Here is a 26564-nt window from a genome sequence, read left to right as displayed (position 1 = left end):
TCATGAAAATTGAGAGCATCATCAAGGCGGATGGGATTGCCCCGACGAATTTCGCCCTGACCTTTGCCAAAATTGGCGCAGTAATCGATGCGATGGCGGCCGGCGATGCGTCCGTCGCTCGCTCGAATTGGCGCATGAGGGGCGATACCCTCGAAGAAGCACAAAAGACTTCCGTGTATGCGGCTGATGGTTCGCCGGACCCGGCGGTGCTCACGGAGCTGGATGGCAAATACCAAGGTCAGGGTAGCGCTGTCATCGGAATTTGGCTAAACGTGGCCGGCGATGACGTAGGCGGTTCGATTGAGACGATGGCCTGCGGGGGGGATTTTCCGGATGTCGTCACCATTGACGTGCGAGGTGCGTTTCTCGATAGCAAGGAGCTTGTTGCCAGTGTGGTGAAGCGGCTGGCGCTGGAGTTTTCACCTGCGGTTGTTACTGCAGCGCCTGGCGGGTATGAGCAAAAGCAGGCATTTGATGATCGTCCCGGCGTCGGTTGGATGCTGTACCTGCCCATCGAATTTACCGCCCAGCAAATTCCGGAAGCGCAGGAACTCATACCCGTGCATTCAGTTGACGGCAAGAAGCGGCTTGGCACGATCCTCGTCAGCATCAAGGACGAGGTGTTCTCGATCGACAACGAGGAGCACTTGGTCGTTGCTCACAACATCGAAGCGCGGCTTATTTCGATGGATCTTCTGCCGCTGCTGGGCGAGATCGGTTGAGCGTCGGACGTCTTACGTGGCTTCGGTGACTGGTCGGCGGAGGAGCGAAAGGGTAAAAAGCCACCACCGCCCCGATTCAGCTATTGATTCTATGCATTAGTTTTCGTATCTAAGTGCGAGGATTGAGCACCCAATAAAAGAAACGAAGCTTACCAGTCTAAGAAAAGAAGTTGCGAATCCATCGCTAGAAAGAAAATCAATCAAATACCAAGATATTCCGTTATATGTACCTGGTGCATTAAATCCTTTGCAAAAATCAAATATGGCAGCCGCGACGAGAAAAAGTGCCCAATTCGATAGTTGGCGTTCGCTATCTGTAAAATTATTTGATCCTGTTGACCTGGGACGTTTCTTGTAGCCATTTGGCAAGTGAGTTCTCTTTTATCCTGGAGGCAAGGAGAACTCGATGAAGAAGCGATTTACCGACGAGCAAATCATCCGGATCTTGCGCGAGGCCGAAAGCCGGGACGAACCGGTGAAGGAGCTGTGCAAGCGCCACAACATCTCGGAACAGACGTTCTATCGTTGGCGCAACAAGTTCGGTGGCATGGATGTGGCCGACGCCCGCCGGCTCAAGGATCTGGAATCGGAGAACGATCGGCTCAAGCGCCTGATCGCCGAGCAGATGCTGGTGATCGACGGTCTGAAGGAATTCAGCCGAAAAAAATGAGTACCCCAACGGGCCGGCGCGAAGCGCTGGAAGTCCTGACTCGGCGGGGTCTCTCGCAACGCAAGGCATGTTGCTATCTGGGGCTGAGTCGCCGGGTGGCTACCTATACGCTCAAGCAACCGGAGAAGGATCGGAGCCTGGGCGAGCAACTGATGGCGGCCGCGCAGGAAGTGCCGCGCTTCGGCTACCGGCGGATGTCGGCCTGGCTGGCGATGGGCGAATCGCGCGTGCGGCGAATGTGGCGAGCCTTGCAGCTCAACATTCCTCGGCGGCGTCCGCGCCGTCGTCGTTGTGGCAACGACATTCGCTTGCCCGGTGCGACACCACCCAATTCGGTATGGAGCTATGACTTTGTGCACGACCAGTTGGTGGACGGGCGGGCGTTGAAGATGCTCTGCGTGATCGATGAATACACCCGCGAGTGCCTTGCGATCGAAGTCGGCGCCAGCTTGCGGTCGCAGGATGTGATCTTGACGCTGTCGCGACTGATGCGGCTGTACGGCAAGCCAGCGTTCGTTCGGCCTGACAACGGCGCTGAATTTACCGCTGCCAAGGTCATGCAGCTGGCTGCGAGACGCTGCAATCGGTCCGGCCTTCATCGCGCCAGGCAGTCCGTGGCAAAACGGGTTCGTCGAGAGCTTCAACGGCAAGTTGCGTGACGAATTGCTGAACCGGGAATCGTTCCGCAGCCGTGCCGAGGCCAAGGTACTCATCGAACGCTGGCGGCAGTTCTACAACGAGCGCCGGCCCCATAGCGCGCATCGCTATCAACCTCCGGCCACGGTCCGTCGAGCCTGGTTGGATTCCGATAATATCGACGCGAGACTCACTGCCTGATTGGTCACAAAATTCAGCCTCAGGTCACAGTGCTTCCCTAAGTCCATGCAAACCGTTTGTGTGACCGCATTCAATCGCGTTCTGAGTGAAAATGTGATTTCAATCAGACATCATCCCCCAGTGGTTGACAATTCAGTGTTGCGCACACGACTCCGCGCACCAAACCTAAGCGCGATTCTCAAATCCACTTAAAATTTTTATCACAAGTCAAATAAAGTTTGACTGGTGTAATTTTTGATTGTTATCTTGTGCCCCGAGAGCTATCGCAGTTTGGTCTAAATCAAACAAAATGCTAACAGAAATATTTAGTTATACATACATTTCAGGAGTGGGTGCCAGATCAAGAGGGCGCAAGGGCACTCAGTCACGATTTTCAAATCCGGTAGGAATCCCGGCCGCTATAGATCGAATGTACGGAGTACGGATATTCCTGATTCGTGCATTCCGGTGGCCGTGGATGATCCCGTGGCCACCGAAGCGGCGGCGGGAAGACGTGCGGAGAGGCCGCTGAATACGTCCGGGCTCCGGGCGTTGTATTCCTCAAGCATTTCATCCGGCAGACTCCGGACGAGTCCGTAATGACCGCCGAAGCCGAGAATTCAGGCGCCGCAGCATGCCGGACATGGCTTTTGGGATATAAGTAGGAGTGCAAAATATATCGATTGATGAATGAAGGTCTCGATGAGACGGGTTCCAGTGGGGTCGACGCGCCACGGCCGATGCGCCTAGATCAATGGTTTCCTTTGGAGAAGGAGGTATCCGGCGTCAACGTATGACGTCACGGCCACGCAGATCGTCCAATTTTCAAGATCAATCATCAGGAGTGCTGAAATATGTCGGTTTCTGAAAACGAAATATCACGCGCATTGACGCGTGGACGTCTGGCGATTGCATTGACCGTTGCGCTCGCGGCATACGGCACGACGGTGGCGGCGCAAACCCAAACCACCGAAGCAGGAAGCTGGGTGCACACGCGAAATCACGTGCACGCGGAAGTGGCTGGGGGGCAGTTCACCAGTGATGCGAAGGATGCGGAGCCGCTGGCGATTGCCGTTACGATGAAGCTTCGCAACGAGGGGGCATTGGATCAGTTCATCAAGGAGGCGCATCGCCCTGGCAGCGCGTCGTATCAGAAATTCCTGAGCACGGATGAGAGCGTGGCCACGTATACGCCTACCGAGCAGCAGGTGCAAGCCGTGGTGGACCACCTGACCCGGGCGGGCTTCACCAACGTGCAGGTCGCGCCCAACCGGATGCTCGTGACGGCGCAAGGGACGGTAGGCATGGCGCGCTCGGCGTTCCGCACGACGATCGGCCACTTCAACGTTCACGGTCGCGACGCGATCGCCAATACGGCGAACGTGGAGGTGCCGGCGGCGCTCGGCGACACGGTGGATCGGGTGCTCGGGCTGCAAACGTTGAATCAGCCGCGGGTTTATTCGATGCCCGTCCAGAAGCTGAAACCCGCTTACTCGGTCGTCACCAGCGTCGACGGCAATCCGAATGCGCATGGCTACAAACCGCAGGAATTCGCGACGGTGTACGACGCCGGCAGTCTTGCCGCCGCGACGTCAACCGCGGTGGCTATCGTGGGTTGGGGTTCCATGACGACGTCCGCGGCGGATCTGGTCAAGATGGAGAAAGACCAGGGCATTCCGCAAACGCCTACGACGATCAAGGCCTATGGCGGATCGAAGGGTGCCACCGGCAACGACGACTCCGGGCAGGGCGAATGGGCAATGGATGCGCAGGCGATCGCCGGCACCAGCGGCGGCGTGAAAAGCCTGACTTTCTATACCGCCTACAGTAACTACGGGCGCAACGGCAGCACCGTCACGACCGCTGGCCTCGTCGCGGCGATCAATGGCGCTGTCAGCGACAATACCGCCAAGGTCATCAACATGTCCTGGGGTGACGGCGGCGAAGTGTGCACCTTGAATGGTCAGGCCAACACCGACACCGCCTGGGCGGATTCGTATTTCAAGCTTGGCGTGGCCCAAGGGCAAACCTTCTCGGTTTCATCGGGCGACAATGGCGCTTATCCTTGCCCGACCGCGGCTCAAGCCGGTACCAACTTCAACGGCGAATACGGTGACAAGACTCAAGCAGCCGTGAGCTATCCCGCCAGTTCGCAGTACGTCGTCGCGGTTGGCGGCACGACGCTGAGCACGACGGTCACGGACAGCTACATCTCCGAAAAAGTATGGCCGTATAGCGGTGGCGGCGTCAGCAAGATTGAGGCAAAACCAGCCTGGCAAAGCAATGTCTCCGGAAATTATCGGGCAGTTCCTGACGTTGCGTTCGATGCGGACTGGACCAATTCGCCGATCATCTACTACCTGACCGCCAACTCGCAGAACCCCCTGCCCAACGGATCCGGGTACTACAACAACGGCGGAACGAGTTTGGCGTCGCCGCTCTTCGTCGGCTCGTGGGCCCGCCTGGAGAGCGCGCACACGAACTCGATCGGCTTTGCCGCGCCGGCCCTCTACGCGTATGGCAAGACGCTGCCGGTGCATGACGTCACCAGCGGCAGCAACGGCGCCTATTCGGCCGCTGCCGGCTGGGACCACGCATCCGGCTGGGGCAGCTTCGACATCTCCGCTATCAACAACTTCATCAACAGCACGCCAGGCTTCATCTCGACGTCCAATCAGCACTGATTCCAGGTACCTACTGATCGTTGGCGGGCGGGTTCGTGAAGGACTCGCCCGGAACTTTGGAGGTTCTGTCGCAGCAGTTCTTGTCGGTCGATGTGTGAGGCGATAATGACGGCCCGGCTGGCCCCCGAGCCACACGACGGAGGCTGTTTGCATCAAGCCTCGTTCTCACTCCTCCCTACGCATCCGCCCACTTCCTCAACAGGTTGTGATAAACCCCCGTCAACGCAATGACCACCGAATCCTTCGCCCCTTTCTCGGCGGACAGCGCCTGAATCTGCGTATCGAGCTGAAACAGCAGCGTCCGGTCACCATCATCGCGCACCATGCTCTGAATCCAGAAGAACGACGCCACCCGCGCGCCGCGCGTGACAGGCGCCACGTGATGCAGGCTCGACGCCGGATACAACACGAGATCGCCCGCCGGCAGCTTCGCGCGATGCACGCCGAAGGTGTCCTCGACGCACAGCTCGCCGCCGTCATACGCATCCGGTTCTTCGAGAAACAGCGTCGCCGACAGATCGCTGCGCACCCTGAAATCGGTGCCGCGCAGCAACCGGATCGCATTGTCGACATGCGTGCCGAAGGCCTCGCCGCCTTCATAACGGTTGAACAGCGGTGGAAACACCTTGAGCGGCAGCGCGGCCGAGAAGAACAGCGGATGGCGCGCGAGCGCGTCCTCGATCGCCTGGCCCACCGCACGCGCGGCGGGCGACCCTTCCGGCAACTGCCGATTGCGTTTCGCGAGCGCCGATTGCGCGCCCGAGGTCGCGTTGCCGTCGGTCCATTCCGCGCTGTCGAGCAGCGCGCGGCATTGCCCGACCTGTTCCTGGGTCAGCACGCCGGGGATGTGCAGCATCATGATGCGGATTCCGTGGAGGCGGCGGCCTGCGCATGCGCGACCGCGCGGAACGCGGCGAGCGGCGAATCCGCCAGATGGGCGCGCATTTTTTCGAGGAACGCGGGCGTCGCGGTGCGCGGCACGCGCGCCAGCCATTCGAGCGCCTCGGCCACGCGGCCCTGCTCGCCGAGCAGGCGGGCCAGGTTGAACTGGCCTCGGAAATCGCCGCCCTCGGCGGCGCGCCGGTAGTAATCGAGCGCGGCGTCGCGGTTCGCCTCGACCACCCAGCCGTCCTCGTAGAAGCCGCCGATCAGGTTCTGCGATTTCGCATGACCAAGCGCCGCCGCCTTCTCGAACCACGCGAGCGCTTCCGCTCGATCTTCCTCGATGCCGTTGCCGAGCGCGAGCGCAGTCGCGTAGTTGTACATACCCCAGTCGAGCCCCGCGCGCGCGGCTTCGCGATACCAGTACACGGCGACGCTCGCGCACGCGGCGGTGCCCCAGCCGAATTCGTAGCAGCGGCCGAGCATGTTCATGCCCATCGGGTGAGCGGCCTGCGCCGCATGCCGGAACCAGCGGAGCGCGGCCGCCGGATCGCGCGCGACGCCCTGTCCGTCGAGCAGATATTGCCCGTACACGGCCTGCGCCTCGACGACGCCGTTCTCGGCCGCCGCCGCAACCCACGCGGCGGCGATCTCGGGCGGCCCGGCGAGCAGTGCGGCGAAGCGGTCGGGCGAGACCGCCGCCAGCTCGCGCAGCGAAACCGGCTGCGCCATCAGTAGCGCGCGTTCAGCGTGACGTACGCCGAGCGGCCCGGCGCGATCGACGCGTAGTGCGCCGGATACGCCTGGTCGAAGTAGCTGCGGTTGAACAGGTTCTGCACGTTGAGCTGCACGTCGAACTTCTTGTTGATCCGGTACTGCGCCATCGCATCGAAGCGCCAGTACGACGGCACCGCCCGCAGGTTCGCCGTGTCGCCGAACACCTTCGACATATAGAACGCGCCGCCGCCGACCGTGAACTTCGGCGTCACGTCGTAGTTGGTCCACAGCGTGAAGCTGTGCTTGGGCGTGTTCGGGAACTGGTTGCCGTCGTCGGCCGTGTTCTTGCCGTTGTCGCGCAGTTCGCTCTTCAGGTAGGTGTAGCCGCCATAAACCTGCCATGCGCGGGTCAGCTGGCCCGCGATGCCGAGTTCGAGGCCCTGCACGCGCTTGTTGCCGACCATCGCGTACTGGTTGTTCGGCAGCGTGACGCGGGCGTTGGTGGTATCGATCTGGAACAGGGCGGCCGTCAGTGCGAGCTTGTCGTTCAGCACGTTCCACTTGGTGCCCAGCTCGATGCTGCGGTTCTTCTCCGGCGACATCTGGTCGGCGTTCGAGCCGACGCCGCCGCGGCCGGGCGTCAGCGATTGGGTTTCCGAACCTTCGCCGAGCATCATGCCGGCCGGCGTCGACGAGGTCGCGTACGACGCGTAGATGCTGCTCGACTGGGTCGGCTTGAAGACGAGGCCGAGCTGCCAGTTCACGAGCGTGTCGTCGCGGGTGTAGGTCTTGGAGCCGTTCGCGCGGGTGTCGGTGAAGCGGGTCGAGTAATCGTCGATCCGCACGCCGCCGTTCACGAGCCAGCGCGGCGTCAGCTCGACCGTGTCGAAGCCGTAGATCGACTTCGTGACCGTGCGCGCATGCGCCGGGTCGTTGTTCGCCTTGACCGAGCCGGCCCACGGATCATTCGGGTTGGGCGACCACAGGCTCGTGCAGTTGTAGCCGGAAATCGCACCGATGCCCTGCTGGCAGATCTTGCCGGTGTCGGTGGCGACCGTGTACGAATCGCGCTTGCCCCATTCACGCGACAGCTCGATCCCGGTCGTGAAGCTGTGCTTGAACGGGCCGGTGCGGAATTCGCCGAACAGTTCGGTCTGGTTCGCGATGCTGTTGATCGCGCTGTTGCGGTTGTTGTTGCGGCGCCAGACCTTGCCGTTGATCACGTTGCCCTGGCTGTCGTCGGGTTGGGTCCAGATGTAGTCCTGGGTCGATTCGGTGTAGCGCGTGGTGTTGCGCAGCGTCAGCGACGGCGTGATGTCGTGCTCGATCCGCACCGTCGTGATGTCCGAGGTGGTCTTGCGGAAGTCGCGGTTGACCAGGCCGTAGAAGTTGTGGCGGTCGACCGGGGCGGGGTAGATCGTGTCGACGTTCGCGGGCTTGTTGCCGGTCGTGTAGAAGTACGGGATGCCGCCGTCGGGCAGATCGTCGGTCGACAGGTGGTAGTAGCTCGCGGTGACGCGGGTCGCCGTGCCGAGGCCGAACGCGACCGACGGGGCAACGCCCCAGCGCTCGTTGTTCACCGCATCGCGGCCGGCCACGTCGTTGTTGTGGCTCATCAGGTTCAGGCGGAACGCCGCGTGTTCGGAGAACTGCCAGTTGCCGTCCGCCGTGAAGCGCCGGTAGCGGTCGGTGCCGAGGCCCGCGCTGCCCGCCGCGGTGGTGCCGAGGTGCGGCATCTTGGTGACGGTGTTGATGCTGCCGCCCGCGCCGCCGCGGCCGCCGAACGCGCCGTCGGAGCCGCGCGTGACCTCGATGGTCTCGGTGTTGAAGATCTCGCGCGTGGTCGCGCCGGCATCGCGCATGCCGTCGACGAACATGCTGCCCTGCGTGTCGTAGCCGCGCAGGAACGGGCGATCGCCAAGCGGATTACCGCCTTCACCCGCGCCGAACGTGATGCCGGGCACGGTGCGCAGCGCCTCGGCCAGGGTCGTCGCGCCGGTGCTGCGGATCAGTTCCTGTGGAATCACGGTGACCGATTTCGGCGTATCGACGAGCGGCGCGGTGAACTTGATCGACGACGCGGTATCCGCCTTGAAGCCGTGGTCGGCCTGGCCTTTCACCTGGATCGGCGCGAGATGGTTTTCTGCGGTGGCGGGCGGCGCGGCATCCTGGGCGAATGCCGGCGTGGCGGCGAGCACGCCGCAAAGCGTGGTGAACTGGCCGAGCTTGCGCTCGTCGATACGCGACTTCATGAACGGTTATTCCTTGTGCCGGAGCGTGATGGAAAGGCCGCCGTGTTGCGCTTGGCGACCTCGTCACATTTATTACAGATTGTTTTCGAGGGGCATTCTAGTGAATAACTTCATGAATGAGAAGCGTTCTTGTTACGTATTCTTGAACAAATCTCAAATTCGCAGCCAAATTGACGCAACGTCGGCGAAAAATGCGGGGCTCGATTCAGACGGGCAAGGCGGCGCGCGGCCGCGACGGCCGGCGTGGGACGGCGCCGGGCAGGGGGCCCGGCGCCGATGTGTAACAGATGGGAGGCTTAGTCGACGCCGTGGAACACCGCGTCCTCGGGGCCGAGGTACGCGGGCGGGCGCCACGCGGCGTCGCGCATCGAATGCGGCACCTGGTGCTCGACGCCCAGCAGCACCGCGAAGATCGCCATCCGCACCGGAATGCCGTTGTCGGTCTGGCGGAAGATCGCGAGGCGCGGGTCGCGGTTCAGGTCGGTCGACAGGTCGTTCGCGCCGGGTCGGCTGTCGCGCGGCAGCGGGTGCATGATCAGCGTGTCGGGGCCGCACACCGCGTCGACGAGCGCCTGGTTGATCTGGAAATCCGGGGTGTAGCCCTCGAACGATTCGTCGGTGAAGCGCTCCTTCTGGATCCGCGTCGCGTAGACGACGTCCGCGCCCGCGAGGCCCTTCGCGAGGTCCTGGGTCTGTTCGACCACGTGGCCGTGGCGCGAGATCTGGTCGAGGATGTAGGCCGGCATCTCCAGCATCGGCGGCGACACCAGCGTGAACTTCAGGCCGCGATACAGCGCGAGCAGCTTGACGAGCGAGTGGACGGTGCGGCCGTATTTCAGGTCGCCGACGAGCGCGATGTGCGCGCCGTCGACGATCTTGCCGAGCCGCGAGAACTCGCGCTGGATCGTGTACAGGTCGAGCAGCGCCTGGCTCGGGTGCTCGCCGGGGCCGTCGCCGCCGTTGATCACGGGCAGGTTGATCGCGCGCGCGAACTCGGCCACGGAGCCTTGCTCGGGATGGCGGATCACGAGCGCGTCGACGTAGCCCGCCATCACGCGGCTCGTGTCGTAGATCGATTCGCCCTTCGCCATCGACGAGAACGTGAAGCCGGTGGTGTCGCACACCGAGCCGCCGAGCCGGCAGAATGCCGCGCCGAACGACACGCGCGTGCGCGTGCTGGCCTCGAAGAACAGGTTGCCGAGCACCGCGCCTTCCAGCACCCGCGAGATCTTGTGGCGGCGGGCGATCGGCTGCATCACGTCGGCGACGCGGAACAGCGCCTCGACCGAGTCGCGCGAGAACTGGTCGACCGACAGCAGCTGCGGCTTGCCCTCGAACAGGAATTGGTGCGATGCGCTCTGGGAATCTACGCTTTGCGTATATCCGTCGGCCGGGGCGGCGTGGGTGACGATTTCCGACACGAAGCGCTCGACGATCTCCGGCATGCTGCGCGATTCCTGCGAATCGTCGGGCAAGAGCCACGTGTCGAGGGCGCGTCGGCTGACGCCGATACGGTTCGCGAACGCTTCGCGGGTCATGTTGAGGCGGCGCATCGCGTCGCGGAGGAACGCTTGTTGAGGGACGGTCATCGGATGGCCTTCGGTGATGAAATATACGCGGTGCGTATATTAGGTCGGCGCCGGCCAAAGTCAAGAGAAACGTGTCCCCCAGGGGGCATGTGCGCGCTTCACCACGTTCGCTGTGCAATCGGATGCAGCGGCGCGACGGGTCCGTATAATCGGGACCGGTCCCCGCCCGATTGCGCGGCGGCATGCGTCGACGGCTCGCGGGCGCGAGCCCTTCTTTCCAAGGAGATTGCGAATGACTCGCTCGATTGCTGCAGTACTGCTGATCCTCACCGCCGCGCTCGCCGGCTGCAATACGATCGCCGGCGCCGGCCAGGACATCTCGAAGGGGGGCCAGGCGATTTCGGATACGGCCGAAAAGGCGAAGTAAGTCCGGCTGTTCGAAGCGCCGCATCACGGGCCCGCTTGCGCGGGCCCGTTTTCATTTGGGGAGGCGGGTCTTGCCGCTCAGGCGCGCACGATCGTCGCGCCCGCCGCGACGAGCGACTCGACGTGCGCCGCATCCGCGTCGCGCTCGACCACGATCGAGGTCGCGAGCGACAGGGCGCCGATCTGGTATTGCGAGGCCGCGTTGAGCTTGTCGGCGGACGCGAGCACGATGGTTTCCGCCGCGTGCGACGCCAGCGCGCGCTTCATGTAGGCCTCCTCCAGGTCGCCGGTGCTGAGCCCCGCGCGCGGGTGCACGCCCGTCACGCCCATGAAGTAGAGATCGGCGCGGATGGCCGAGAGCGCCTCGAGCGCGGCCGCGCCGACCGTGACGATCGAATGCTTGAAGAGCCGCCCGCCGATCACGATCACCTCGACGCCCGGATGCGCGACCAGCTCGACCGCGACGCTCGGGCTGTGCGTGACGACCGTGGCTTTCAGCGCGGGCGGCAACTGGCGCGCGAGTTCGACGGCGGTGGTGCCGCCGTCGAGGATCACCACCTGACCGTCCTCGATCAGGCGCGCGGCGGCTTGCGCGAGCGCGCGCTTGCCGTCGGATTCGAGCGGCACGCGCCGCGCGTAGTCGGCGTCGGCGGCCGACGCGGGCAGCGCGCCGCCGTGCACGCGCTGCAGCTTGCCTTCGGCGGCCAGCTCGCGCAGGTCGCGCCGGATCGTATCCTCGGATACGCCGAAGGTTTCGCTCAACTGCTTGGCCAGCACCTGGCCGTCACGCCGCAGCGCGGTGAGGATCGCGGTTTTTCTCTGGTCGGTGAGCATCGGTTGGGCTTGCACGAAAATTCTTGTTTTTGCATGAATTTGCACGATACCATCGGGTCTCGATTTCGACAACGGAGACGAACGATGACCCCGACCGCCGAGCGCGTGCGCATCCTGAAGACCGAGGTGCTGTCCGACGATTGGTACGTGCTCAAGAAGACCACCTTCGATTTCCTGCGTCGCGACCAGGTGTGGCAGCGACAGAGCCGGGAAACCTACGATCGCGGCAACGGCGCGACGATCCTGCTGCGCGACCGCGCGCGCGACACCGTGCTGCTGGTGCGGCAGTTCCGCTTGCCGGCGTTCGTCAACGGGCACGACGGGATGCTGCTGGAGGTGCCGGCCGGGCTGCTCGACCACGCGACGCCGGATGCGCGCATCCGCGAGGAGGTCGAAGAGGAGACGGGGTATCGCGTCGAACGGGTGGAGAAGGTGTTCGAGGCGTTCATGAGCCCCGGATCGGTGACCGAGAAGCTGTTCTTCTTCGTCGCCGACTACGACGCGGGCGCCAAGGTCGGCGGCGGCGGCGGCGTCGAGGCGGAGGGCGAGGATATCGAAGTGGTCGAACTGACGCTCGACGAGGCGCTTGCGATGGTCGGGCGCGGCGAGATCGTCGATGGCAAGACCATCATGCTGCTGCAGTACGCGGCGCTGGCGCGGCGCGCGCGGACGCCGGGCGAGGTGCGCGGCTGAGCACGCGGGCGGCGGCGCGGGGTGTCCGGGGGCGGCGGCGGGGACGGGACGGCCGGCCAGTGCGTGACGATGTCGGGTGGCGGGACGCGGGGCCCGGTGTTCGCGCTGCCGGGTCGTCGCACGTAGCCGGCACGCCTGTCGGGTGCGTGCCGGCCGGGCCTCATTGGGCATCGGGCGTCGCCGGGCGGCAGCCGTGCTCCGGGTGGGCGGCCGCATCGGGCGGGCGGGCATTGTCGCGGTGGGCCTTTCCGGTCCGGCGCGGCAGCGCGCCCATCATGACGCCCGCCAGCACGAGCGACAGGCCGGCCATGCGCGCGGCGCCCAGCGGTTCGGCGAATGCGAGCGCGGCCAGCACCACGGCCGACGCCGGCGCGAGGGCGGTGAACAGGGCGGCTTCGGTGCCGCTCGTGCGCGCGGAGCCCGCGTACCACAGCAGATAGCCGAGTACGGTCGGCACCAGCGCGTAGTACGTGATCGCGGCCAGTGCGCCGAGGCTCGGCGCGATGTGCATCGCGCGCCATTCGAAGGCGGCCGGCACGAGCGACAGCGCGAGACCGAGGCCCGCCATCGTCGTCGACAGCGCGAGTGGCGCGAGCGCTTGCGTGAGGCGGCGGTTCAGCAGGATGAACACGGCTTCGCACGCGACCGCCGCCAGCACCAGGAGATCACCCGCGAGCGCGCGCCACGACCATGACGCGCTGCCGTCGAGCGTCACGGCCAGCGCGCCCGCGGTGGCGAGCGCGGCCGCGCACCAGTCGCGCGGAGTCTGGCGTTCGCCGAGCAGCAGCGCGGCGCACAGGGTCGACATCGCGGGCAGGGTGCCGAGCATGATGCCGGCATCGATGGCGGACGACAGATGCGTGCCGGCGATCAGCAGCACCGTGTAGCCGACCGCGCCGGCGGCGGCCTGCGCGAGCAGCAGCAGGCGGTCGCGTCGCGCGGGGCGCGGCCATGCTGTGCGGCGCAAGCGCATCAGCATACAGAACAGCGGCAGGGCGATCGCGAATCGCAGCGCGGTGGCGGTGAAGGGAGGGAGGCTGTCGCCCGCGAGGCGGCTCGCGACGACGGTGCTGCCCACGCCGAGCATCGCGAGCGACAGGTAGAGGTATCCGGCATATCTTGAGTTCATGGCCGCGATCGTGCGCCGTGGATGCGCGGGCGTCTTGAACGGAATTGCGGAGGGGCGGGCGTGCGTCGCCCGCGGCCCGGCATCGTCAGCCATGACGAGTAGACGCAGGACATGGCGGTTCGCATTCGCCACCAGCCAGCCAAAGGCGAGGGAAGGCTTCGCGAAGGCGCGACCGTTTGGGACCGCGCTCCATCGCCAGGCGCGCCGTTTCCGGGCGACGTTTCTGAATTCCATCTGCTCCGAGTGGGGCGCCATGGGCCGCATCCACCGCGCAAACTATATTCAATAGCGCCTTGTTTGGTGGCTTGGCGCGCTTTCATTTTGCGTGGATTAAGGTATTTTAATTCAAGGTGGGGGATTCCATCCTTGGTCAGGTTTTTCGATATTTAAAGATTTTTGAGTTTTGAATATATTTTTTGAAGTGATTGATTGATATTTTTATGGGTTGAGTTGTTGGCTGGTGGATGGTGGGCAGGAGGTGAACGCAGTGCCTCGCTTGGGTGGGCTGTCCGGGCAAGGGGGCACATCAGGCGCTGGGGGGTATTCTGAACGAGCAAGTCAATTATTTTGACATTGATTGCTGCGTGAGAGGGTATCGGATTTCTGAATTTTCGATTTTTATATCTAATGAATTGTAAATTTATCCGATAACTGTCAGTGATGACGATGGTTTGCCGGAGCGGGTGGGGTACTGTTTCGGCCGGAAAGCTTGAGGGGGGGGCTTTCTGAATATGAGCGCGAAGTGTGGGCTGCGGGAATGGTCAGTTTTTTGGAGGGGTAGTGATTAATATATCGAATAATCGAAGATTGGCGTGCGTTATCTTGTCATCCGCGTTGGGAATGAGCCTCGCCGGTTGCGGCGGCGATGACGGTAGTGGTGCGCCATCCACGTTGACTGGGCAGTCGGCGGCGGTCAATGACGGCAGAAGCGCGATTGCCGCAACCCCTGATCAAGGCGCTGACAATAGCGCGCCATCGAGCAACGGGGCTGCCCAAGGCGGCGCCGCCGAGATATTGGGAGCCGCGGTCGATCTCGCATCGATCAACAAGACGGCAACGGCACTGGCCAAGCAAATGTCGCAAAGCCAGATGATGCAGATGTTGGGTACGCAGAATCCGCACGGGTGGGCGGGTTATATCACCGGCGTACCCAGTCTCGGGATACCCGATCTCATCATCAATGATTCGACCACCGGCGTTGGCGACTGGGCAGGCGCGATCGGGACGAATTTCCCATCGTCGATAGCGGTGGCCGCCAGCTGGGATCCGAATATCAGCTACCTTAACGGCGGTGAAATCGCCAGGCAGCTGCGTAGTTACGGCATCGGCCTGGGCCTGGGAGCGGGCGTCAACATGGTGCGTGATCCCAGGTATGGGCGAATATTCGAGTTCTTCGGCGAAGACCCTCTCCTGAGCGGCGTCATGCTCCGGCGGCGCACGGAAGCATCGCAGGACAATCATGTCATTGCCACGGCCAAGCATTTCGTCGGCAACGATCAGGAAACCAATCGCGTTGGCGTAGGGATGTCGTCAACCGGACAAGCATTGCCCGGAGGCAATTCCCAAATCGATGAGCGGACGCTGCGGGAACACTATCTCAAGCCGTTCGAGATCGCGATCAAGGGGCCCAATCCGCCCGGAAGCGTCATGTGCGCTTACAACTCCATCAATAATTTCCAAGCTTGCGAAAATAAGGCACTGTTGACCGACGTGCTGAAAACCGAATGGGGTTTCAACGGTCAGGTCGAGTCGGACTGGGACTCAACCGCCGCTCAGAATGTGATCGCGGCCATGAATGCCGGGACGGACGAGAAGGAAAGCAGCGTGAACTTGTCGCTCGTCGGCACTGCGTTGACCAGCGGAACGCTTTTGCCCGCTCGCCTCTTCAATATGGCAAAGCGCAAACTTTTCGCCATGATCCAGGCGGGGCTCGTTACCGCGCCTGGAGCCCCGGGGGAGATGACATTCGGGAAATTATTCGAGGCGGAGTATGGCGTGCTCTCTGGCGGCGCAACGAGCGCGTCCAACCATGCGGGCTACACGGGCGCCGGGTTCGTTGCCGGCCTTGACCCGGTCGGATCCCAGGTCGCCGCTACCTTGGCGGGGGTCCCGGCACAAGGACAATATAGTTTGCAGGTGCGTTACGCGAACACGACGGGCAACGACGGCCGGACCACGACGCGGACGATGGACGTGCTGGTCGATGGAGTCAGTGCCGGCCACCTCAGCTTGCCGGTAACAGGAAGCTGGAATACCTGGAAAGTCGTGGCCATGCCGCTTCAACTCGCTCCCGGGAACCACAGCGTGGTGCTTGCACACGATTCCAGCGCGAGTGGGACGGTCAACATCGACAGCTTCGCGGTGACACCGAGCAACGCTGATTTTCCGCCGGCGGCAATTCCGAGTGCGGGCCCCATCGATTTCGCGGCAGGACTCAACGTCGCCCAGACGGTTGCCGAGCAATCGATGGTTCTGCTCAAGAATTCGACGGCGTCGACGTCTTCAAGCAAGTTGCTCCCGCTTGATCCGACCAAGTCGCTCAAAATCGCGGTGATTGGCGGCGAGGCCGACCTGGCCATACTGGGTGGCGGCGGATCGGGAGGGACGGGCGCGGGCCAGCTTGGCTCATTCGGCGGCGTGACGACACTCGTCAACAGCAATTCCGGGAACGCGTCGACGGGATTGGAAACCTACAGTAAGGCCTGGAAGAAAATCCGGACGCCGATCGTGGCGGCCATCAAACAGGTCGCGCCCGGCGCGACTGTGACTTACGCGGGCTATAGCTCCGATCCGACCACGAATCCCTTCAGGAACTACACCCAGGCCGAGGTCAACAATGCTGTCGCCACGGCCAGGAACGCGGATGTCGCCATTGTCGTCGTGACGCAGATCGCCGGTGAGCAGATTGATCTGCCCAGTTTGACGCTGGCGAATCCGGCCAATCAGGATGGCCTTGTACAACAGATCGCGGCAGTCAATCCGAGGACGATCGTCGTTGTCGAAAGCGGCAATCCTGTGCTCATGCCTTGGAAAGATCAGGTGCCCGCCATCGTCGAGGCCTGGTATCCAGGCGAAGGCGGCGGCATGGCTCTGGCCAATATCCTGTTCGGCAAGGTCAATCCTTCCGGCAAACTTCCGCTGACCTTCCCTGCCCGCGAAAATCAGACGCCGACGGGCGGCGGTACATTCTCGAACAATCCGATCTATAAGGAAGGTCTGAACGTCGGCTACGCCTGGTATGACAGTCGTGGCGAGTCGCCGCTCTTTGAATTCGGATTCGGCCTGTCTTATACGACCTTTGCCTATTCGGGGCTCGCGGTCAGTGCGGCCGCCGACGGCACCAAGACCGTGAGGTTCTCGGTGACGAACACCGGATCCATGGACGGACAGGAAGTCGCTCAGGTCTACATGGCATTTCCGAGCGGCTTCGGTGAGCCGCCCAAGCGTCTGGTGAACTGGGCCAAGGTGGCGCTCAAGGCGGGCGAAACCAGGAACGTCGCCGTTGTCGTCCCGCCGGACAGGCAGAGCTATTGGGATACCGGTGCCCACAAATGGGTTTATATGCCAAATGGTTCCGTGCTGGTCGGGGCCTCATCGAGAGATATCCGCTTATCCCGTTGAAGGGGCGGCACGTCGTGGTGACCGTCTTCTGAAGACACCGGATCGACACATCCGCTCCAGCCGCTCATCGACCTGATTGCGATTGAACCGGCTGGAGCCGCATCGTGCGATAGGTATTCGCTTGCCGGGTTGTGGTCGATCCTGCGGATCTCGGGTGACTGATAGATGGACCATTGACCGGCAGGCATTGAACGTTCAGGTATCGGCCGATCGCGAATCGCGGCGCGACGCCGCGATTCGCGCAGATTGCCGGGAAATCCGGTTGGTCACAGCCTGCTCCCTGGTCGGCATTTCGCGAACGAGCCGGCAGGGGTCGACAGCGGCTCAGTACTGCGAAGTATTTGGCGGATCGACGCGTGTTGAAACAGCGCGCCGGACACGACATTCAACCATTGGATGAATGGCAGGCACTTCAGGCGCTGGAGCGCTTCGCATCACGCTCACGAGGAGGGGCAATGCAACGCATGAATCAACTGGAATACCGCGCGAAACAGCAGCGGATCCTTCAGTGGCGGCGACTGGCCGTGCTGTCCACGCTGTCCGCGGCGCTGCTCGCGGGCGGCTGCAACGGCGACGGGTCCGGCGAGGGCGGATCCGTCGCTGGCAACACGCTCGCTTCGCCGGCCGACAGCACGACAGCGACCGGTTCACCGGGCGCCGGTTCGCCGGGCGCCGTCGCATCGGGCGCGGTCGCATCGGGCGCCGTTGGCGCCTGGGACGGCAAGACCTTCCAGATCGATCGGCCCAACGTCGTTGCCCGGTCGAACATCGTGCTGAGCCAGCCGAACCTGGCCGCCAGCCAGGCGATGCCGCTCGGCAACGGGCGCCTCGGTGTCGCGCTGTGGTCGGCGAACGGCCTGACGGCCCAGCTCAATCGTGCCGATACCTTGCCGAAACGCTACTCGCCGGGGCAGGTCGTCATTCCGGGGTTGTCCGCGCTGACCGGCGCCGCCGACTACACCGGCCGCCTCGATCTGTACAACGGCGAGTTTCGCGAGAGCGGCGGCGGCATGACCGCGACCGCCTACGTCCAGCCCGACACCGATGCGCTGGTGATCGATGTCACGGGCGCCAATCCCGCCCAGCCACAGACCGCGATCCTGAAGCTGTGGTCGCCGCGCACGCCGTCCGCGACGCTCAGCGGGAATGCCGTCGGCGTGCTCTCGCAGTCGTGGACCGACGGTGTCAAGGGCGACGTCAAAGGGAGTTCGGGGCGGACCTTCGGTGCGCTCTCGGCGATCACGGCGCAGGGCCGTCATGTCACGGCGTCGGTCACGGACCCGCTGACGGTGACGGTGACTTTCACGCCGAACGCCGACGGAACCTTCCGCATTGTCGCGGGCGCGCCCCACTATGACGGCAGCCAGCCGATCGCGGCGCTGGCGGCCGCCAGCGTGGCGGATACCTTGCCGAGCGCGCACGTCAGCGCCTGGAACGACTTCTGGTCGCGGGCCGGGCTGATCAAGCTGACGTCGTCCGACGGTAGCGGCGAGTACATGGAAAATCTGAGGAACATCTACCTGTATTCGTCCGCCGCCGAAAACAAGGATGTTTATCCGGGCTCCCAGGCAGGCGTGGCCAGTCTGTTCTCGTCGGCTCAGGACGCGCATCAGTGGGACCCCGCCGCGTATTGGCACTGGAATCTGCGGATGCAGGTCGCGGCGAACCTGTCCGCTGGACTGCCCGACCTCAATGCGCCGTACTTCAATCTCTATCAGAGCAATCTTGCCGACATCGAGCAATGGACCACAGCCAACATGGGGGGGCGGTCGGGCATATGCGTGCCCGAAACGATGCGCTTCAACGGCCAGGGAATCGAAGAGGCGAATGGCGCCGTGGTCGGACTGGATTGCAGCGCCGGTTCCGCTCCTTTCTACAATGCCCGTACGCTGTCGACGGGGGCCGAGGTGTCGCACTTCATCTGGACACAATATCTCGCCACCAATGACCGGAGTTTCCTCGCCAAGCACTATCCGCTGATGGAGGCGGCTGCCCGCTTCATGCTTGCTTACCAAAGTGCCGGCACCGACAAGCTGCTCCACACATCGCCGACCAACGCGCATGAAACGCAATGGGACGTGAAGGATTCGACGACCGATCTCGCCGCCATCCGCACGCTCTATGCCGACACGCTGAGCGCGGGGCGGGTGCTGAACCAGGTTCCCGGGCAAGCCGTCGATGCGGTGCTCGCGGCGAAAATGAACGCGGCGCTGCCGCAGACCCCCGATTACCCGCGCACCCAGGCATCGGGATCACTGACGCTGTTGTCCGCCGCCGCGGATGCGGCGGGCGCCGACGTTATCGCGATGTCCTATCAGCCGGCGGCCGCCGCGCGTAATTCCGAGAACATCGGTCTCGAACCGGTTTGGCCATACGACCAGATCGGCGATGCGTCGCCGCTTTATACGCTGGCGAAGCGTACCTATATCAATCGTCCGAACAAGACGCAGAACGATTGGAGCTTCGATCCGATCCATGCGGCGCGACTGGGCCTGCCGGCCGAGGTGAAAAGCACGCTGGCGACGCTGACGGGCAATTACCAGAAATTCCCCAGCGGCTTCGCGAAATTCGTCGGCGACGAACCCTATGTCGAACAGATCGGCGTGGTCGCGACGACGCTCGCGGAGTCGCTGGTCCAGGACTACGATGGATTGATCCGGATTGCCCCCGCGATACCGGCGGGCTGGGACTACGACGGCACCGTGTACGTTCGCGGAAACACCCGGGTCGATGTTCAGGTCCGCGGTGGCGTGCCCGCGGGCGTGGTGATCGAGCCGGGCTCCAACGTTGCGCTGACGGTGCGCAATCCCTGGCCCGGCGCCAAGGTGACGGCCTCTTCGGCGGGCTTCGCGAAGCCGGTCCAGCTGAGCGGGAGCGTCTTGACCTTACAGCCGGTTGGAACTCAGGCAATCGTGTTGCAGAAGGTCGGGGGCGGCAGTCTACCCGTCGCACCCGTCAGCGGGGCTCCGGCTACGACGGCGAAGCACATCGGTTCCGTTCAGATCGGACTTTGATTGATCGGAAAGACGATTCTGCTGCATGCAGGCCGGCTATTGGGATGGCGAGGCGAGACGTCCGCCCGCGGTTTTCCGGGGCAGGGAGGATCGATTGATTCATGGCCGCCTTCGCGACGCCGCCCATGGACCCGAGTCTACCCCCGCCCCCTCGCCGCCACGTACTGCCCCGGCGTGACGCCGAACTGCCGCGCGAACGCCCGGGTCAGGTGGCTCTGGTCGGCGAAACCGGCATCGCCGGCCGCCGCCGCGATGCTCGTGCCGCGTGCGAGCATCGCGCGGGCGAGCCGCACCCGTTGCTGCAGCAGATACGCATGCGGCGTGATGCCCACATCGCGGGCGAAGCCGCGCAGCAACTGGAAACGGCTCACGCCGGAGAGCGCCGCCAGTTCGGCGAGCGTGACCGGCGCGGCGGGCGCGGCGTCGATGCGCGCGAGCGCGCGTCGCACCGACGGCGCGGGCCCGGCGTCGCGCGGCGGGCGGCGCGCATGCCGCGCGAGCAGATGCGCGACTACCCGTGCGAGCGCTTCGTCGGCGGCGAGCGGCGACGCATCCGGCGCGGTCGCGCACCGGAACAACCGTGCGAAGTGCGTCGCGAGTACGGGATCGCGCACGGCCGGGCGGGTCAATTCCACCGTGTCGAGGCCGGCCTCGCCGGCCAGCGCCAGGAACGCCGCCGTCTCGACATAGATCATGCGCCACGCGCGCGGGCCGCCGAGCGGCGCGCCGTCGTGGACTTCGCCGGGATTGACCATGATCGCGTCGCCCGCGCACGCGTCGACCTGCCCGCGTCCGCTCCACGACCGATGCGCGCCCGCCGCGAGCACGCCCACGCCGAACTGGTCGTGCGCATGGCGGGGGAACGCGCGGTCGGTGGCGAGGCTCATCGCCTCGATGGGCAGGCTGGCGCAGCGGTGCAGGGTGACGCGGTGCATTCGGGCGGCTCCGGGGACGGCGCGGCGGCGCGCGCATGGGCGTTACTGTACGCCGGGCGGGCCGCCCGTTCATCCTTCCGGTTGATGGCGGGCGCGGCGACGCGCGGGCACCATGGTCGCCATACAACCTGCCCGGAGCATACGCATGGAAGCAAACCCGGTATTCATCCAGGTCGGCGCGCTGGCCGACGGCTTCGCCCCCGACAATCACGTGCTCGCGCCGGTCGGCGATCTCGCCGGCCGTACGCTGACGCTCGACGCGCCCGGCGCGACGCCGCGCGCGTACCACTTCGTCAGCGCGACGACGCTGCACTGGCGCGAGGGCGAGGGCGCCGCCTCGGGCGAGGCGGCCTATCGAGCGACGCGGCTGCGCGACGGCCTGTACTTCGTCGACTACCTCGATCCGACCCGCCGCGCGGCGGCGACGAGCGTGGTGCTCGATCTCGCCGACGGCCTCTGGACCTCGATCGACGGCGTATTGCCGACCGAGGCCGACGCGCATCTCGATGCGCTGACGCGCGTCGAGCGCGGCCTGCCGCTCACGGCGGTCGAGGCGAGCTTCCGTCACGGCACGATCGAGGGCGTGCCCACGCGCGGGCCGCTGCACGCGCCGACGGATGAGTTGATCGGCAAGCGCACGATGTATCGCTACAGCGCGACCGAATGCTACGAGCACATCTATCTGAACGCGCATTTCTACGCGTGGCAGTGCCTGTCGGGCGTCGAGGCGGAGCTGGCCGACGTCGATCGCTGCCATTACTTCAAGCTCGCGGACCAGCTGTACCTGTTCGTGTGGCGGGAAAAGATCGTGCCGACGCTCGGCGTCGTGTTGATCGACCTCGCGCAGCGCAAGACCGACGGCAAGATCTTCGGCTACCGCGGGGGCGATTTTGGCGCGCTGTCGAATTTCCCGGTCGGCGCGCATGCGACGGTGCTGAACGAAACCGTGTATCCGCTCGAACGATGAGCGCGGGCCAGCCGATCGAGCCGGGCGCGGCCTTCGCCGGCGCATTTCGCGGTCGCGCGGTGCTCGTCACGGGCGGCGCGCAGGGCATCGGCGCGGCGATCGTCGAGGCGTTCGTCGCGGCGGGGGCGTCGGTGGCGATCGCCGACCTGCAACATACGGCCGCGACCGAACGCGCCGCGCGTCTCGCGGCCGCCGTGGGCGAGGTGGGCCGGACGGTGCGCGCGTATCCCGTCGATGTCGCGAGCCGTGACGCGCTGTTCGACCTGGCGGCGCGGGTCGAGGCCGAGCTGGGCGGGCTCGACGTGGTCGTGCACAACGCCGCCTATTTCCCGCTGACGCCGTTCGAAGCCATCACGCCCGAGGTGCTCGGCCGCACGCTCGACGTCAACCTGAGCGCGTTGTTCTGGCTCGCGCAGGCGGCGCTGCCGGCGTTCAGGCGGCGCGGCGGGGGCCGCCTGCTCGCGACCTCGTCGGTGACCGGGCCGCGCGTCGCCTATCCGGGGCTGGCGCACTATGCGGCCTCGAAGGCCGGGGTGAACGGTTTCATCCGGGCGGCGGCGCTCGAACTCGCGCCGCACCGGGTGACGGTCAACGGCGTCGAGCCGGGCATGATCCGCACGCCGGCGGCCGACAATCTCGGCGATCCGGCGCTGAGCGCGCGGATCGCGCGCGGGATTCCGCTCGGCCGGCTCGGCGAGCCGGCCGACATCGCGGGGGCGATGCTGTTCCTCGCCTCCGACGCCGCCGCGTACATCACGGGGCAGACGATCGTCGTGGACGGCGGCGCGACGCTGCCGGAGAGCCACACGGCGGGCGCGTGACGCAGGCGGACGGGCGGTGCGCCCGGCGCGACGAAGGGGCCCGGGCGCGGTACGCCGCTTCATTTGCCAATTCGTGCTATCGCCTCCGTCGCACGCGTGGCTAAGCTGACGCGCATTCGTTCGCGGCGCGTGCCGCACCTTTCCCACGGATGGCGTCGATGGATGCGGACCCGAATCCCGCCGCGTGGCGCGCCGCGCTGCACGTGAGCGCGTCGACGCTGCAGGCGTTCGCGCGGGCGTCGTCGATGGTGTTCTACCGGCTGGACGCCGACGGCCAGCCGGCCGACTTCGAGCTGTTCGGCATGCCCGAGGCCATGCATCGCGCCTACGTCGGGCGCTACCGGCCGCTCGATCCCATGCATCCGTCGCGCTGCGCCGCGCAGCCGGAACCCGTGGTCACGCTCGCGTCGCAGCTGCCCGACGCGCAGCGCGCGACTTGCCCTTATTGGACCGGCTTCCTGCGGCAGCACGGCGTATCCGACGTGGTCGAGCTGTGGCTGCGCGACGGCGGCGCGACCGTCGCGGCGTTCTCACTGCTGCGCGCCGGTGCGGCCGCGCGCTTCACGGCGGCCGAGCTGGCGGCGCTCGGCGCGCTGCAACCGCTCGTCGAGACCGCGCTGCTGCCGCATCTGCGCGCGATCCGCGGCATCCAGCGGATCGACTGCGATGCGCGCCTGACCTATCGCGAGGAGCAGATCGCGCGCCTCGTGCGCGACGGGCGCTCGAACAAGGAGATCGCGCGCGATCTCGCGCTCGGCCAGCCGACCGTCAAGACCCATCTGCTGCGCATGTTCCGCAAGCTCGGCGTCTCGAACCGCACGGAGCTGGTGGGCGCGCTGTTCCTGGCGCGCGGGTCTGCCAATTTGCGCTAACGGCGCGCGCACGGCCCTCGCTAGAGTGGTACGCGGATGACGCGCCCGTCCAAGCCGGCGCGTACCGTCAATCACGATAACGAGACGCATATGACTCAGACGACTACTGTCACAGTGAGCGGCGCGGTGAGGGCCTTCGCCGCGCGCGACTTCGGCCTGTTCATCGACGGCCGCCACCAGAGCGCGCATTCGGCGCGCACGCTCGACGTGTTCGATCCGGCCACGGGCGAGCGCCTCGCGCGCGTGCCGGACGCCGATGCGACCGACGTCGACCGTGCGGTCGAGAGCGCGCGGCGCGCGTTCGACACCCGGGTGTGGCGCGGCCTGCGGCCCGCCGATCGCGAGCGCGTGCTGCTGCGCTTCGCCGACCTGCTGGAGGCGCACGCCGAGGAACTGGCGCAGCTCGAAACCCTGAACCAGGGCAAGTCGATCAACGTCGCGCGCGGCGTCGAGGTCGGCGCGACGGTCGAATACGTGCGCTACATGGCGGGCTGGGCGACCAAGATCACCGGGCAGACCTTCGACGTGTCGATCCCGATGGTGCCCGGCGCGCGCTACACGGCCTATACGCGCAAGGAGCCGGTCGGCGTGGTCGCCGCGATCGTGCCGTGGAATTTCCCGCTGATGATCGCGGTGTGGAAGCTCGTGCCGGCGCTGGCGGCCGGCTGCACGGTGGTGCTGAAACCTTCGCCGGAAACGCCGCTCACCGCGTTGCGGATCGCCGAGATCGCGCTCGACGCGGGCGTGCCGCCCGGCGTGTTCAACGTCGTGACGGGCGGCCGCGAATGCGGCGCGGCGCTCACCGCGCATCCGGCGCTCGGCAAGATCTCGTTCACCGGCTCGACCGCGACCGGCAAGCTGGTCGGCACGGCCGCCGTGCAGAACATGACGCGCTTCTCGCTCGAACTGGGCGGCAAGAACCCGATCGTGATGCTCGCCGATGTCGATGTCTCGCAGGCGCTCGAAGGGGTGGCGGCGGGCGCGTTCTTCAACCAGGGCCAGGTGTGCGCAGCCGCGTCGCGGATCTATGTGCATCGCAGCAAGTATCGCGAGCTCGCCGACGGCCTCGCGGCGCTGGCGGGCGCGATGCGGCTCGGCCCCGGGCTCGACGCGGCGGCGCAGATCAACCCGCTCGTGTCCGCCTCGCATCGCGACAAGGTGCTCCAGCATCTCGATCGCGCGCGCCGCGACGGCGTGACCTTCCTCGCGGGCGATGCGCGCGCGCCGGCGCTGCCCGGCTATTTCGTGAAGCCGGTGGTGCTGGCCGATGCGCCGCCCGACAGCGCGATCGTGCGCGACGAGGTGTTCGGCCCGGTGGTGGTCGTGCAGCCGTTCGACGATGCGGCGCAGGCGGTCCAGGCCGCCAACGCGTCGCCGTACGGGCTCACGGCGAGCCTGTGGAGCAACGATCTCAAGGCGGTCATGGATCTCGTGCCGGAGCTGGAGGCCGGCACCGTGTGGGTCAACTGCCACATCCCGCTCGATCCGGCGATGCCGTTCGGCGGCTACAAGCAGTCGGGCATCGGCCGCGAATTCGGCCAGTACGCGGTCGAGGGCTTCACCGAGACCAAATCCGTCTGCATCGCGCACTGAGCCGCGCGCCTTTTATTCTGGAGTCCATGCAATGAGCTATACCGATTCGCGTTTCTGGCACCCGATGCTGCATCCGAACGACATGAAGCGCCGCGATCCGATCCGGATCGTGCGCGGCGACGGCTGTCATGTCTACGACGATCGCGGCAATCGCCTCGTCGACGGCGTCGCAGGCCTGTGGAACGTCAACGTCGGCCACAACCGGGCCGAGGTCAAGCAGGCGATCGTCGCGCAGCTCGACGAACTCGAATATTTCCAGCTGTTCGACGGCGTGTCGCATCCGCGCGCGGAGGAACTGTCGGCGCGCCTGATCGACCTGATGGAGCCGGAAGGGATGCGCCGCGTGCTGTACAGCTCGGGCGGCTCGGATTCGGTCGAGACCGCGCTGAAGATCGCCCGTCAGTACTGGAAAGTACGCGGCCAGGCGGACCGCACCAAGTTCATCTCGTTGAAGCAGGGTTATCACGGCACCCATTTCGGCGGCGCGTCGGTCAACGGCAACACGGTGTTCCGCCGCAACTACGAGCCCAACCTGCCGGGCTGCTTCCACGTGGAAACGCCGTGGCCGTACCGCAATCCGTTCACGCGGGATCCGGAGGAGCTGGCGCGCATCTGCGCGACGCTGCTCGAACGCGAGATCCTGTTCCAGAGCCCGGACACGGTGGCCGCCTTCATCGCCGAGCCGATCCAGGGCGCGGGCGGCGTGATCGTGCCGCCCGCGAGCTACTGGCCGCTCGTGCGCGAGGTCTGCGACCGTTACGGCGTGCTGCTGATCGCCGACGAGGTGGTGACGGGCTTCGGGCGCAGCGGCAGCCTGTTCGGCAGCCGGGGCTGGGGCGTGCGGCCCGACATCATGTGTCTCGCGAAGGGCATTTCGTCGGGCTACGTGCCGCTCGGCGCGACGGTGGTCAATGCGCGGATCGAGGAGGCGTTCGCCGCCAACGCGGATTTCGGCGGCGCGATCATGCACGGCTATACCTACGCCGGCCACCCGGTCGCCTGCGCGGCCGCGCTCGCGAGCCTCGACATCGTGCTGCGCGAAGACCTGCCCGGCAACGCGGCGAAGCAGGGCGCCTACCTGCTCGAGGCGCTGCAACCGTTCGTCGAGCGGTTCGACGCGGTCGGCGAGGTGCGCGGCAAGGGACTGATGCTCGCGCTCGACCTGGTGGCCGACAAGGCGACCCGCGAGCCGATCGATCCGATGTCGGGCTATGCGAACGCGGTGGCCGAGATCGCGCGTGCGAACGGGGTGCTGGTGCGGCCGGTGGGCACCAAGATCATCCTGTCGCCGCCGCTCGTGATCGGCCGACCGGAGCTGGACCGGCTTGTCGACGGGCTCGCGGCGGGCTTCGCGGAAACGCCGTTCCGCCCGTCCTGACGGCGCCGG

General features: G+C 65.3%; 21 protein-coding genes. 14 read left to right on the top strand and 7 right to left on the bottom strand.

Features of this window, described 5'->3' with window-relative positions:
• Positions 1 to 2: 2 nt before the first annotated feature.
• The 5 genes from AC1RQF_RS08480 (at position 3) to AC1RQF_RS08460 (ending at position 4892) form a co-directional block, all read left to right on the top strand.
• Entirely contained in the window at positions 3 to 722 is a 720-nt protein-coding gene (locus AC1RQF_RS08480; protein WP_273998161.1) for an Imm52 family immunity protein, read from the top strand.
• Positions 723 to 1128: 406 nt separating this feature from the next.
• Complete coding sequence (locus AC1RQF_RS08475) at positions 1129 to 1392, top strand: transposase (RefSeq protein WP_492871763.1); 264 nt, start codon at positions 1129 to 1131, stop codon at positions 1390 to 1392.
• A 95-nt stretch (positions 1393 to 1487) separates the two neighbouring features.
• The gene (locus AC1RQF_RS08470; protein ID WP_492871761.1) at positions 1488 to 2051 is read left to right on the top strand and encodes a DDE-type integrase/transposase/recombinase; all 564 of its coding nucleotides are present in this window, start codon (positions 1488 to 1490) and stop codon (positions 2049 to 2051) included.
• Positions 1939 to 2229 carry an integrase core domain-containing protein gene (locus AC1RQF_RS08465; RefSeq protein WP_492871805.1) on the top strand — a complete coding sequence of 97 codons (291 nt, stop codon included), beginning with the start codon at positions 1939 to 1941 and terminating at the stop codon, positions 2227 to 2229. Before AC1RQF_RS08470 ends, AC1RQF_RS08465 begins: the two co-directional genes overlap by 113 nt.
• Before the next feature lie 833 nt (positions 2230 to 3062).
• Positions 3063 to 4892, top strand: a complete 1830-nt coding sequence (locus AC1RQF_RS08460) for a S53 family peptidase (protein WP_273998162.1) — start codon at positions 3063 to 3065, stop codon at positions 4890 to 4892.
• A gap of 175 nt (positions 4893 to 5067) precedes the next feature.
• Here AC1RQF_RS08460 and AC1RQF_RS08455 read toward each other — a convergent pair whose 3' ends face one another.
• The 4 genes from AC1RQF_RS08455 to AC1RQF_RS08440 form a co-directional block, all read right to left on the bottom strand.
• Complete coding sequence (locus AC1RQF_RS08455; protein ID WP_273998163.1) at positions 5068 to 5751, bottom strand: Fe2+-dependent dioxygenase; 684 nt, start codon at positions 5749 to 5751, stop codon at positions 5068 to 5070.
• Complete coding sequence (locus AC1RQF_RS08450) at positions 5748 to 6506, bottom strand: tetratricopeptide repeat protein (RefSeq protein ID WP_273998164.1); 759 nt, start codon at positions 6504 to 6506, stop codon at positions 5748 to 5750. The genes AC1RQF_RS08455 and AC1RQF_RS08450 overlap by 4 nt, the downstream gene beginning before the upstream one ends.
• The gene (locus AC1RQF_RS08445) at positions 6506 to 8743 is read right to left on the bottom strand and encodes a TonB-dependent receptor (protein WP_492871760.1); all 2238 of its coding nucleotides are present in this window, start codon (positions 8741 to 8743) and stop codon (positions 6506 to 6508) included. Before AC1RQF_RS08445 ends, AC1RQF_RS08450 begins: the two co-directional genes overlap by 1 nt.
• A gap of 296 nt (positions 8744 to 9039) precedes the next feature.
• Positions 9040 to 10332, bottom strand: a complete 1293-nt coding sequence (locus AC1RQF_RS08440) for an aspartate carbamoyltransferase (protein ID WP_273998166.1) — start codon at positions 10330 to 10332, stop codon at positions 9040 to 9042.
• 232 nt (positions 10333 to 10564) lie between these two features.
• Here AC1RQF_RS08440 and AC1RQF_RS08435 point away from each other — a divergent pair, with 232 nt between their 5' ends.
• The gene (locus AC1RQF_RS08435; RefSeq protein ID WP_273998168.1) at positions 10565 to 10699 is read left to right on the top strand and encodes an entericidin A/B family lipoprotein; all 135 of its coding nucleotides are present in this window, start codon (positions 10565 to 10567) and stop codon (positions 10697 to 10699) included.
• A 77-nt stretch (positions 10700 to 10776) separates the two neighbouring features.
• Here the strand turns inward: AC1RQF_RS08435 and AC1RQF_RS08430 are convergent, their stop codons facing one another.
• Positions 10777 to 11532, bottom strand: a complete 756-nt coding sequence (locus AC1RQF_RS08430; RefSeq protein ID WP_492871804.1) for a DeoR/GlpR family DNA-binding transcription regulator — start codon at positions 11530 to 11532, stop codon at positions 10777 to 10779.
• An 84-nt stretch (positions 11533 to 11616) separates the two neighbouring features.
• Between AC1RQF_RS08430 and AC1RQF_RS08425 the strand changes: the two genes are divergently transcribed.
• On the top strand, positions 11617 to 12225 hold the full coding sequence (locus AC1RQF_RS08425; protein WP_492871759.1) for an NUDIX domain-containing protein: 609 nt from the start codon (positions 11617 to 11619) through the stop codon (positions 12223 to 12225).
• Positions 12226 to 12385: 160 nt separating this feature from the next.
• On the opposite strand, the gene AC1RQF_RS08420 is transcribed toward AC1RQF_RS08425, so the two are convergent.
• Positions 12386 to 13354 (bottom strand): DMT family transporter, encoded by a 969-nt coding sequence (locus AC1RQF_RS08420; protein WP_492871758.1) that lies wholly within the window; start codon positions 13352 to 13354, stop codon positions 12386 to 12388.
• Between the two features lie 840 nt (positions 13355 to 14194).
• Between AC1RQF_RS08420 and AC1RQF_RS08415 the strand changes: the two genes are divergently transcribed.
• Positions 14195 to 16975: a beta-glucosidase gene (locus AC1RQF_RS08415; protein WP_273998173.1), complete on the top strand. Its 2781-nt coding sequence runs from the start codon at positions 14195 to 14197 to the stop codon at positions 16973 to 16975.
• A 455-nt stretch (positions 16976 to 17430) separates the two neighbouring features.
• Positions 17431 to 19989: a glycosyl hydrolase family 95 catalytic domain-containing protein gene (locus AC1RQF_RS08410; RefSeq protein WP_492871757.1), complete on the top strand. Its 2559-nt coding sequence runs from the start codon at positions 17431 to 17433 to the stop codon at positions 19987 to 19989.
• 137 nt (positions 19990 to 20126) lie between these two features.
• On the opposite strand, the gene AC1RQF_RS08405 is transcribed toward AC1RQF_RS08410, so the two are convergent.
• Positions 20127 to 20924, bottom strand: coding sequence for an AraC family transcriptional regulator (locus AC1RQF_RS08405; RefSeq protein ID WP_492871756.1), 798 nt, complete (start codon positions 20922 to 20924; stop codon positions 20127 to 20129).
• Positions 20925 to 21069: 145 nt separating this feature from the next.
• On the opposite strand from AC1RQF_RS08405, the gene AC1RQF_RS08400 reads away from it, so the two are divergent.
• From AC1RQF_RS08400 to AC1RQF_RS08380, 5 genes are all read left to right on the top strand, one after another.
• On the top strand, positions 21070 to 21891 hold the full coding sequence (locus tag AC1RQF_RS08400; RefSeq protein WP_273998179.1) for a molybdenum cofactor biosynthesis F family protein: 822 nt from the start codon (positions 21070 to 21072) through the stop codon (positions 21889 to 21891).
• Entirely contained in the window at positions 21888 to 22712 is an 825-nt protein-coding gene (locus AC1RQF_RS08395; RefSeq protein ID WP_492871755.1) for an SDR family oxidoreductase, read from the top strand. The genes AC1RQF_RS08400 and AC1RQF_RS08395 overlap by 4 nt, the downstream gene beginning before the upstream one ends.
• Positions 22713 to 22870: 158 nt before the next feature.
• Entirely contained in the window at positions 22871 to 23584 is a 714-nt protein-coding gene (locus AC1RQF_RS08390) for a response regulator transcription factor (RefSeq protein ID WP_492871754.1), read from the top strand.
• Positions 23585 to 23674: 90 nt separating this feature from the next.
• The gene (locus tag AC1RQF_RS08385) at positions 23675 to 25177 is read left to right on the top strand and encodes an aldehyde dehydrogenase family protein (RefSeq protein WP_492871753.1); all 1503 of its coding nucleotides are present in this window, start codon (positions 23675 to 23677) and stop codon (positions 25175 to 25177) included.
• Positions 25178 to 25208: 31 nt separating this feature from the next.
• Positions 25209 to 26555 carry an aspartate aminotransferase family protein gene (locus AC1RQF_RS08380; RefSeq protein WP_492871752.1) on the top strand — a complete coding sequence of 449 codons (1347 nt, stop codon included), beginning with the start codon at positions 25209 to 25211 and terminating at the stop codon, positions 26553 to 26555.
• Positions 26556 to 26564 lie beyond the last annotated feature (9 nt).

The sequence above is a fragment of the Burkholderia sp. GW821-FHT14F03 genome, from assembly GCF_058803765.1.
This window is presented reverse-complemented; position numbering and strand designations above follow the sequence as displayed.

What these genes read in the sequence shown, in the direction of transcription:
- AC1RQF_RS08450 (WP_273998164.1), bottom strand. Translation starts at nt 6,506, where the DNA reads ATGGCGCAGCCGGTTTCGCTGCGCGAGCTGGCGGCGGTCTCGCCCGAC.
- AC1RQF_RS08475 (WP_492871763.1), top strand. Translation starts at nt 1,129, where the DNA reads ATGAAGAAGCGATTTACCGACGAGCAAATCATCCGGATCTTGCGCGAG.
- AC1RQF_RS08400 (WP_273998179.1), top strand. Translation starts at nt 21,070, where the DNA reads ATGGAAGCAAACCCGGTATTCATCCAGGTCGGCGCGCTGGCCGACGGC.
- AC1RQF_RS08395 (WP_492871755.1), top strand. Translation starts at nt 21,888, where the DNA reads ATGAGCGCGGGCCAGCCGATCGAGCCGGGCGCGGCCTTCGCCGGCGCA.
- AC1RQF_RS08435 (WP_273998168.1), top strand. Translation starts at nt 10,565, where the DNA reads ATGACTCGCTCGATTGCTGCAGTACTGCTGATCCTCACCGCCGCGCTC.
- AC1RQF_RS08420 (WP_492871758.1), bottom strand. Translation starts at nt 13,354, where the DNA reads ATGAACTCAAGATATGCCGGATACCTCTACCTGTCGCTCGCGATGCTC.
- AC1RQF_RS08430 (WP_492871804.1), bottom strand. Translation starts at nt 11,532, where the DNA reads ATGCTCACCGACCAGAGAAAAACCGCGATCCTCACCGCGCTGCGGCGT.
- AC1RQF_RS08410 (WP_492871757.1), top strand. Translation starts at nt 17,431, where the DNA reads ATGCAACGCATGAATCAACTGGAATACCGCGCGAAACAGCAGCGGATC.
- AC1RQF_RS08390 (WP_492871754.1), top strand. Translation starts at nt 22,871, where the DNA reads ATGGATGCGGACCCGAATCCCGCCGCGTGGCGCGCCGCGCTGCACGTG.
- AC1RQF_RS08385 (WP_492871753.1), top strand. Translation starts at nt 23,675, where the DNA reads ATGACTCAGACGACTACTGTCACAGTGAGCGGCGCGGTGAGGGCCTTC.
- AC1RQF_RS08415 (WP_273998173.1), top strand. Translation starts at nt 14,195, where the DNA reads ATGAGCCTCGCCGGTTGCGGCGGCGATGACGGTAGTGGTGCGCCATCC.
- AC1RQF_RS08460 (WP_273998162.1), top strand. Translation starts at nt 3,063, where the DNA reads ATGTCGGTTTCTGAAAACGAAATATCACGCGCATTGACGCGTGGACGT.
- AC1RQF_RS08380 (WP_492871752.1), top strand. Translation starts at nt 25,209, where the DNA reads ATGAGCTATACCGATTCGCGTTTCTGGCACCCGATGCTGCATCCGAAC.
- AC1RQF_RS08480 (WP_273998161.1), top strand. Translation starts at nt 3, where the DNA reads ATGAAAATTGAGAGCATCATCAAGGCGGATGGGATTGCCCCGACGAAT.
- AC1RQF_RS08455 (WP_273998163.1), bottom strand. Translation starts at nt 5,751, where the DNA reads ATGATGCTGCACATCCCCGGCGTGCTGACCCAGGAACAGGTCGGGCAA.
- AC1RQF_RS08440 (WP_273998166.1), bottom strand. Translation starts at nt 10,332, where the DNA reads ATGACCGTCCCTCAACAAGCGTTCCTCCGCGACGCGATGCGCCGCCTC.
- AC1RQF_RS08425 (WP_492871759.1), top strand. Translation starts at nt 11,617, where the DNA reads ATGACCCCGACCGCCGAGCGCGTGCGCATCCTGAAGACCGAGGTGCTG.
- AC1RQF_RS08445 (WP_492871760.1), bottom strand. Translation starts at nt 8,743, where the DNA reads ATGAAGTCGCGTATCGACGAGCGCAAGCTCGGCCAGTTCACCACGCTT.
- AC1RQF_RS08405 (WP_492871756.1), bottom strand. Translation starts at nt 20,924, where the DNA reads ATGCACCGCGTCACCCTGCACCGCTGCGCCAGCCTGCCCATCGAGGCG.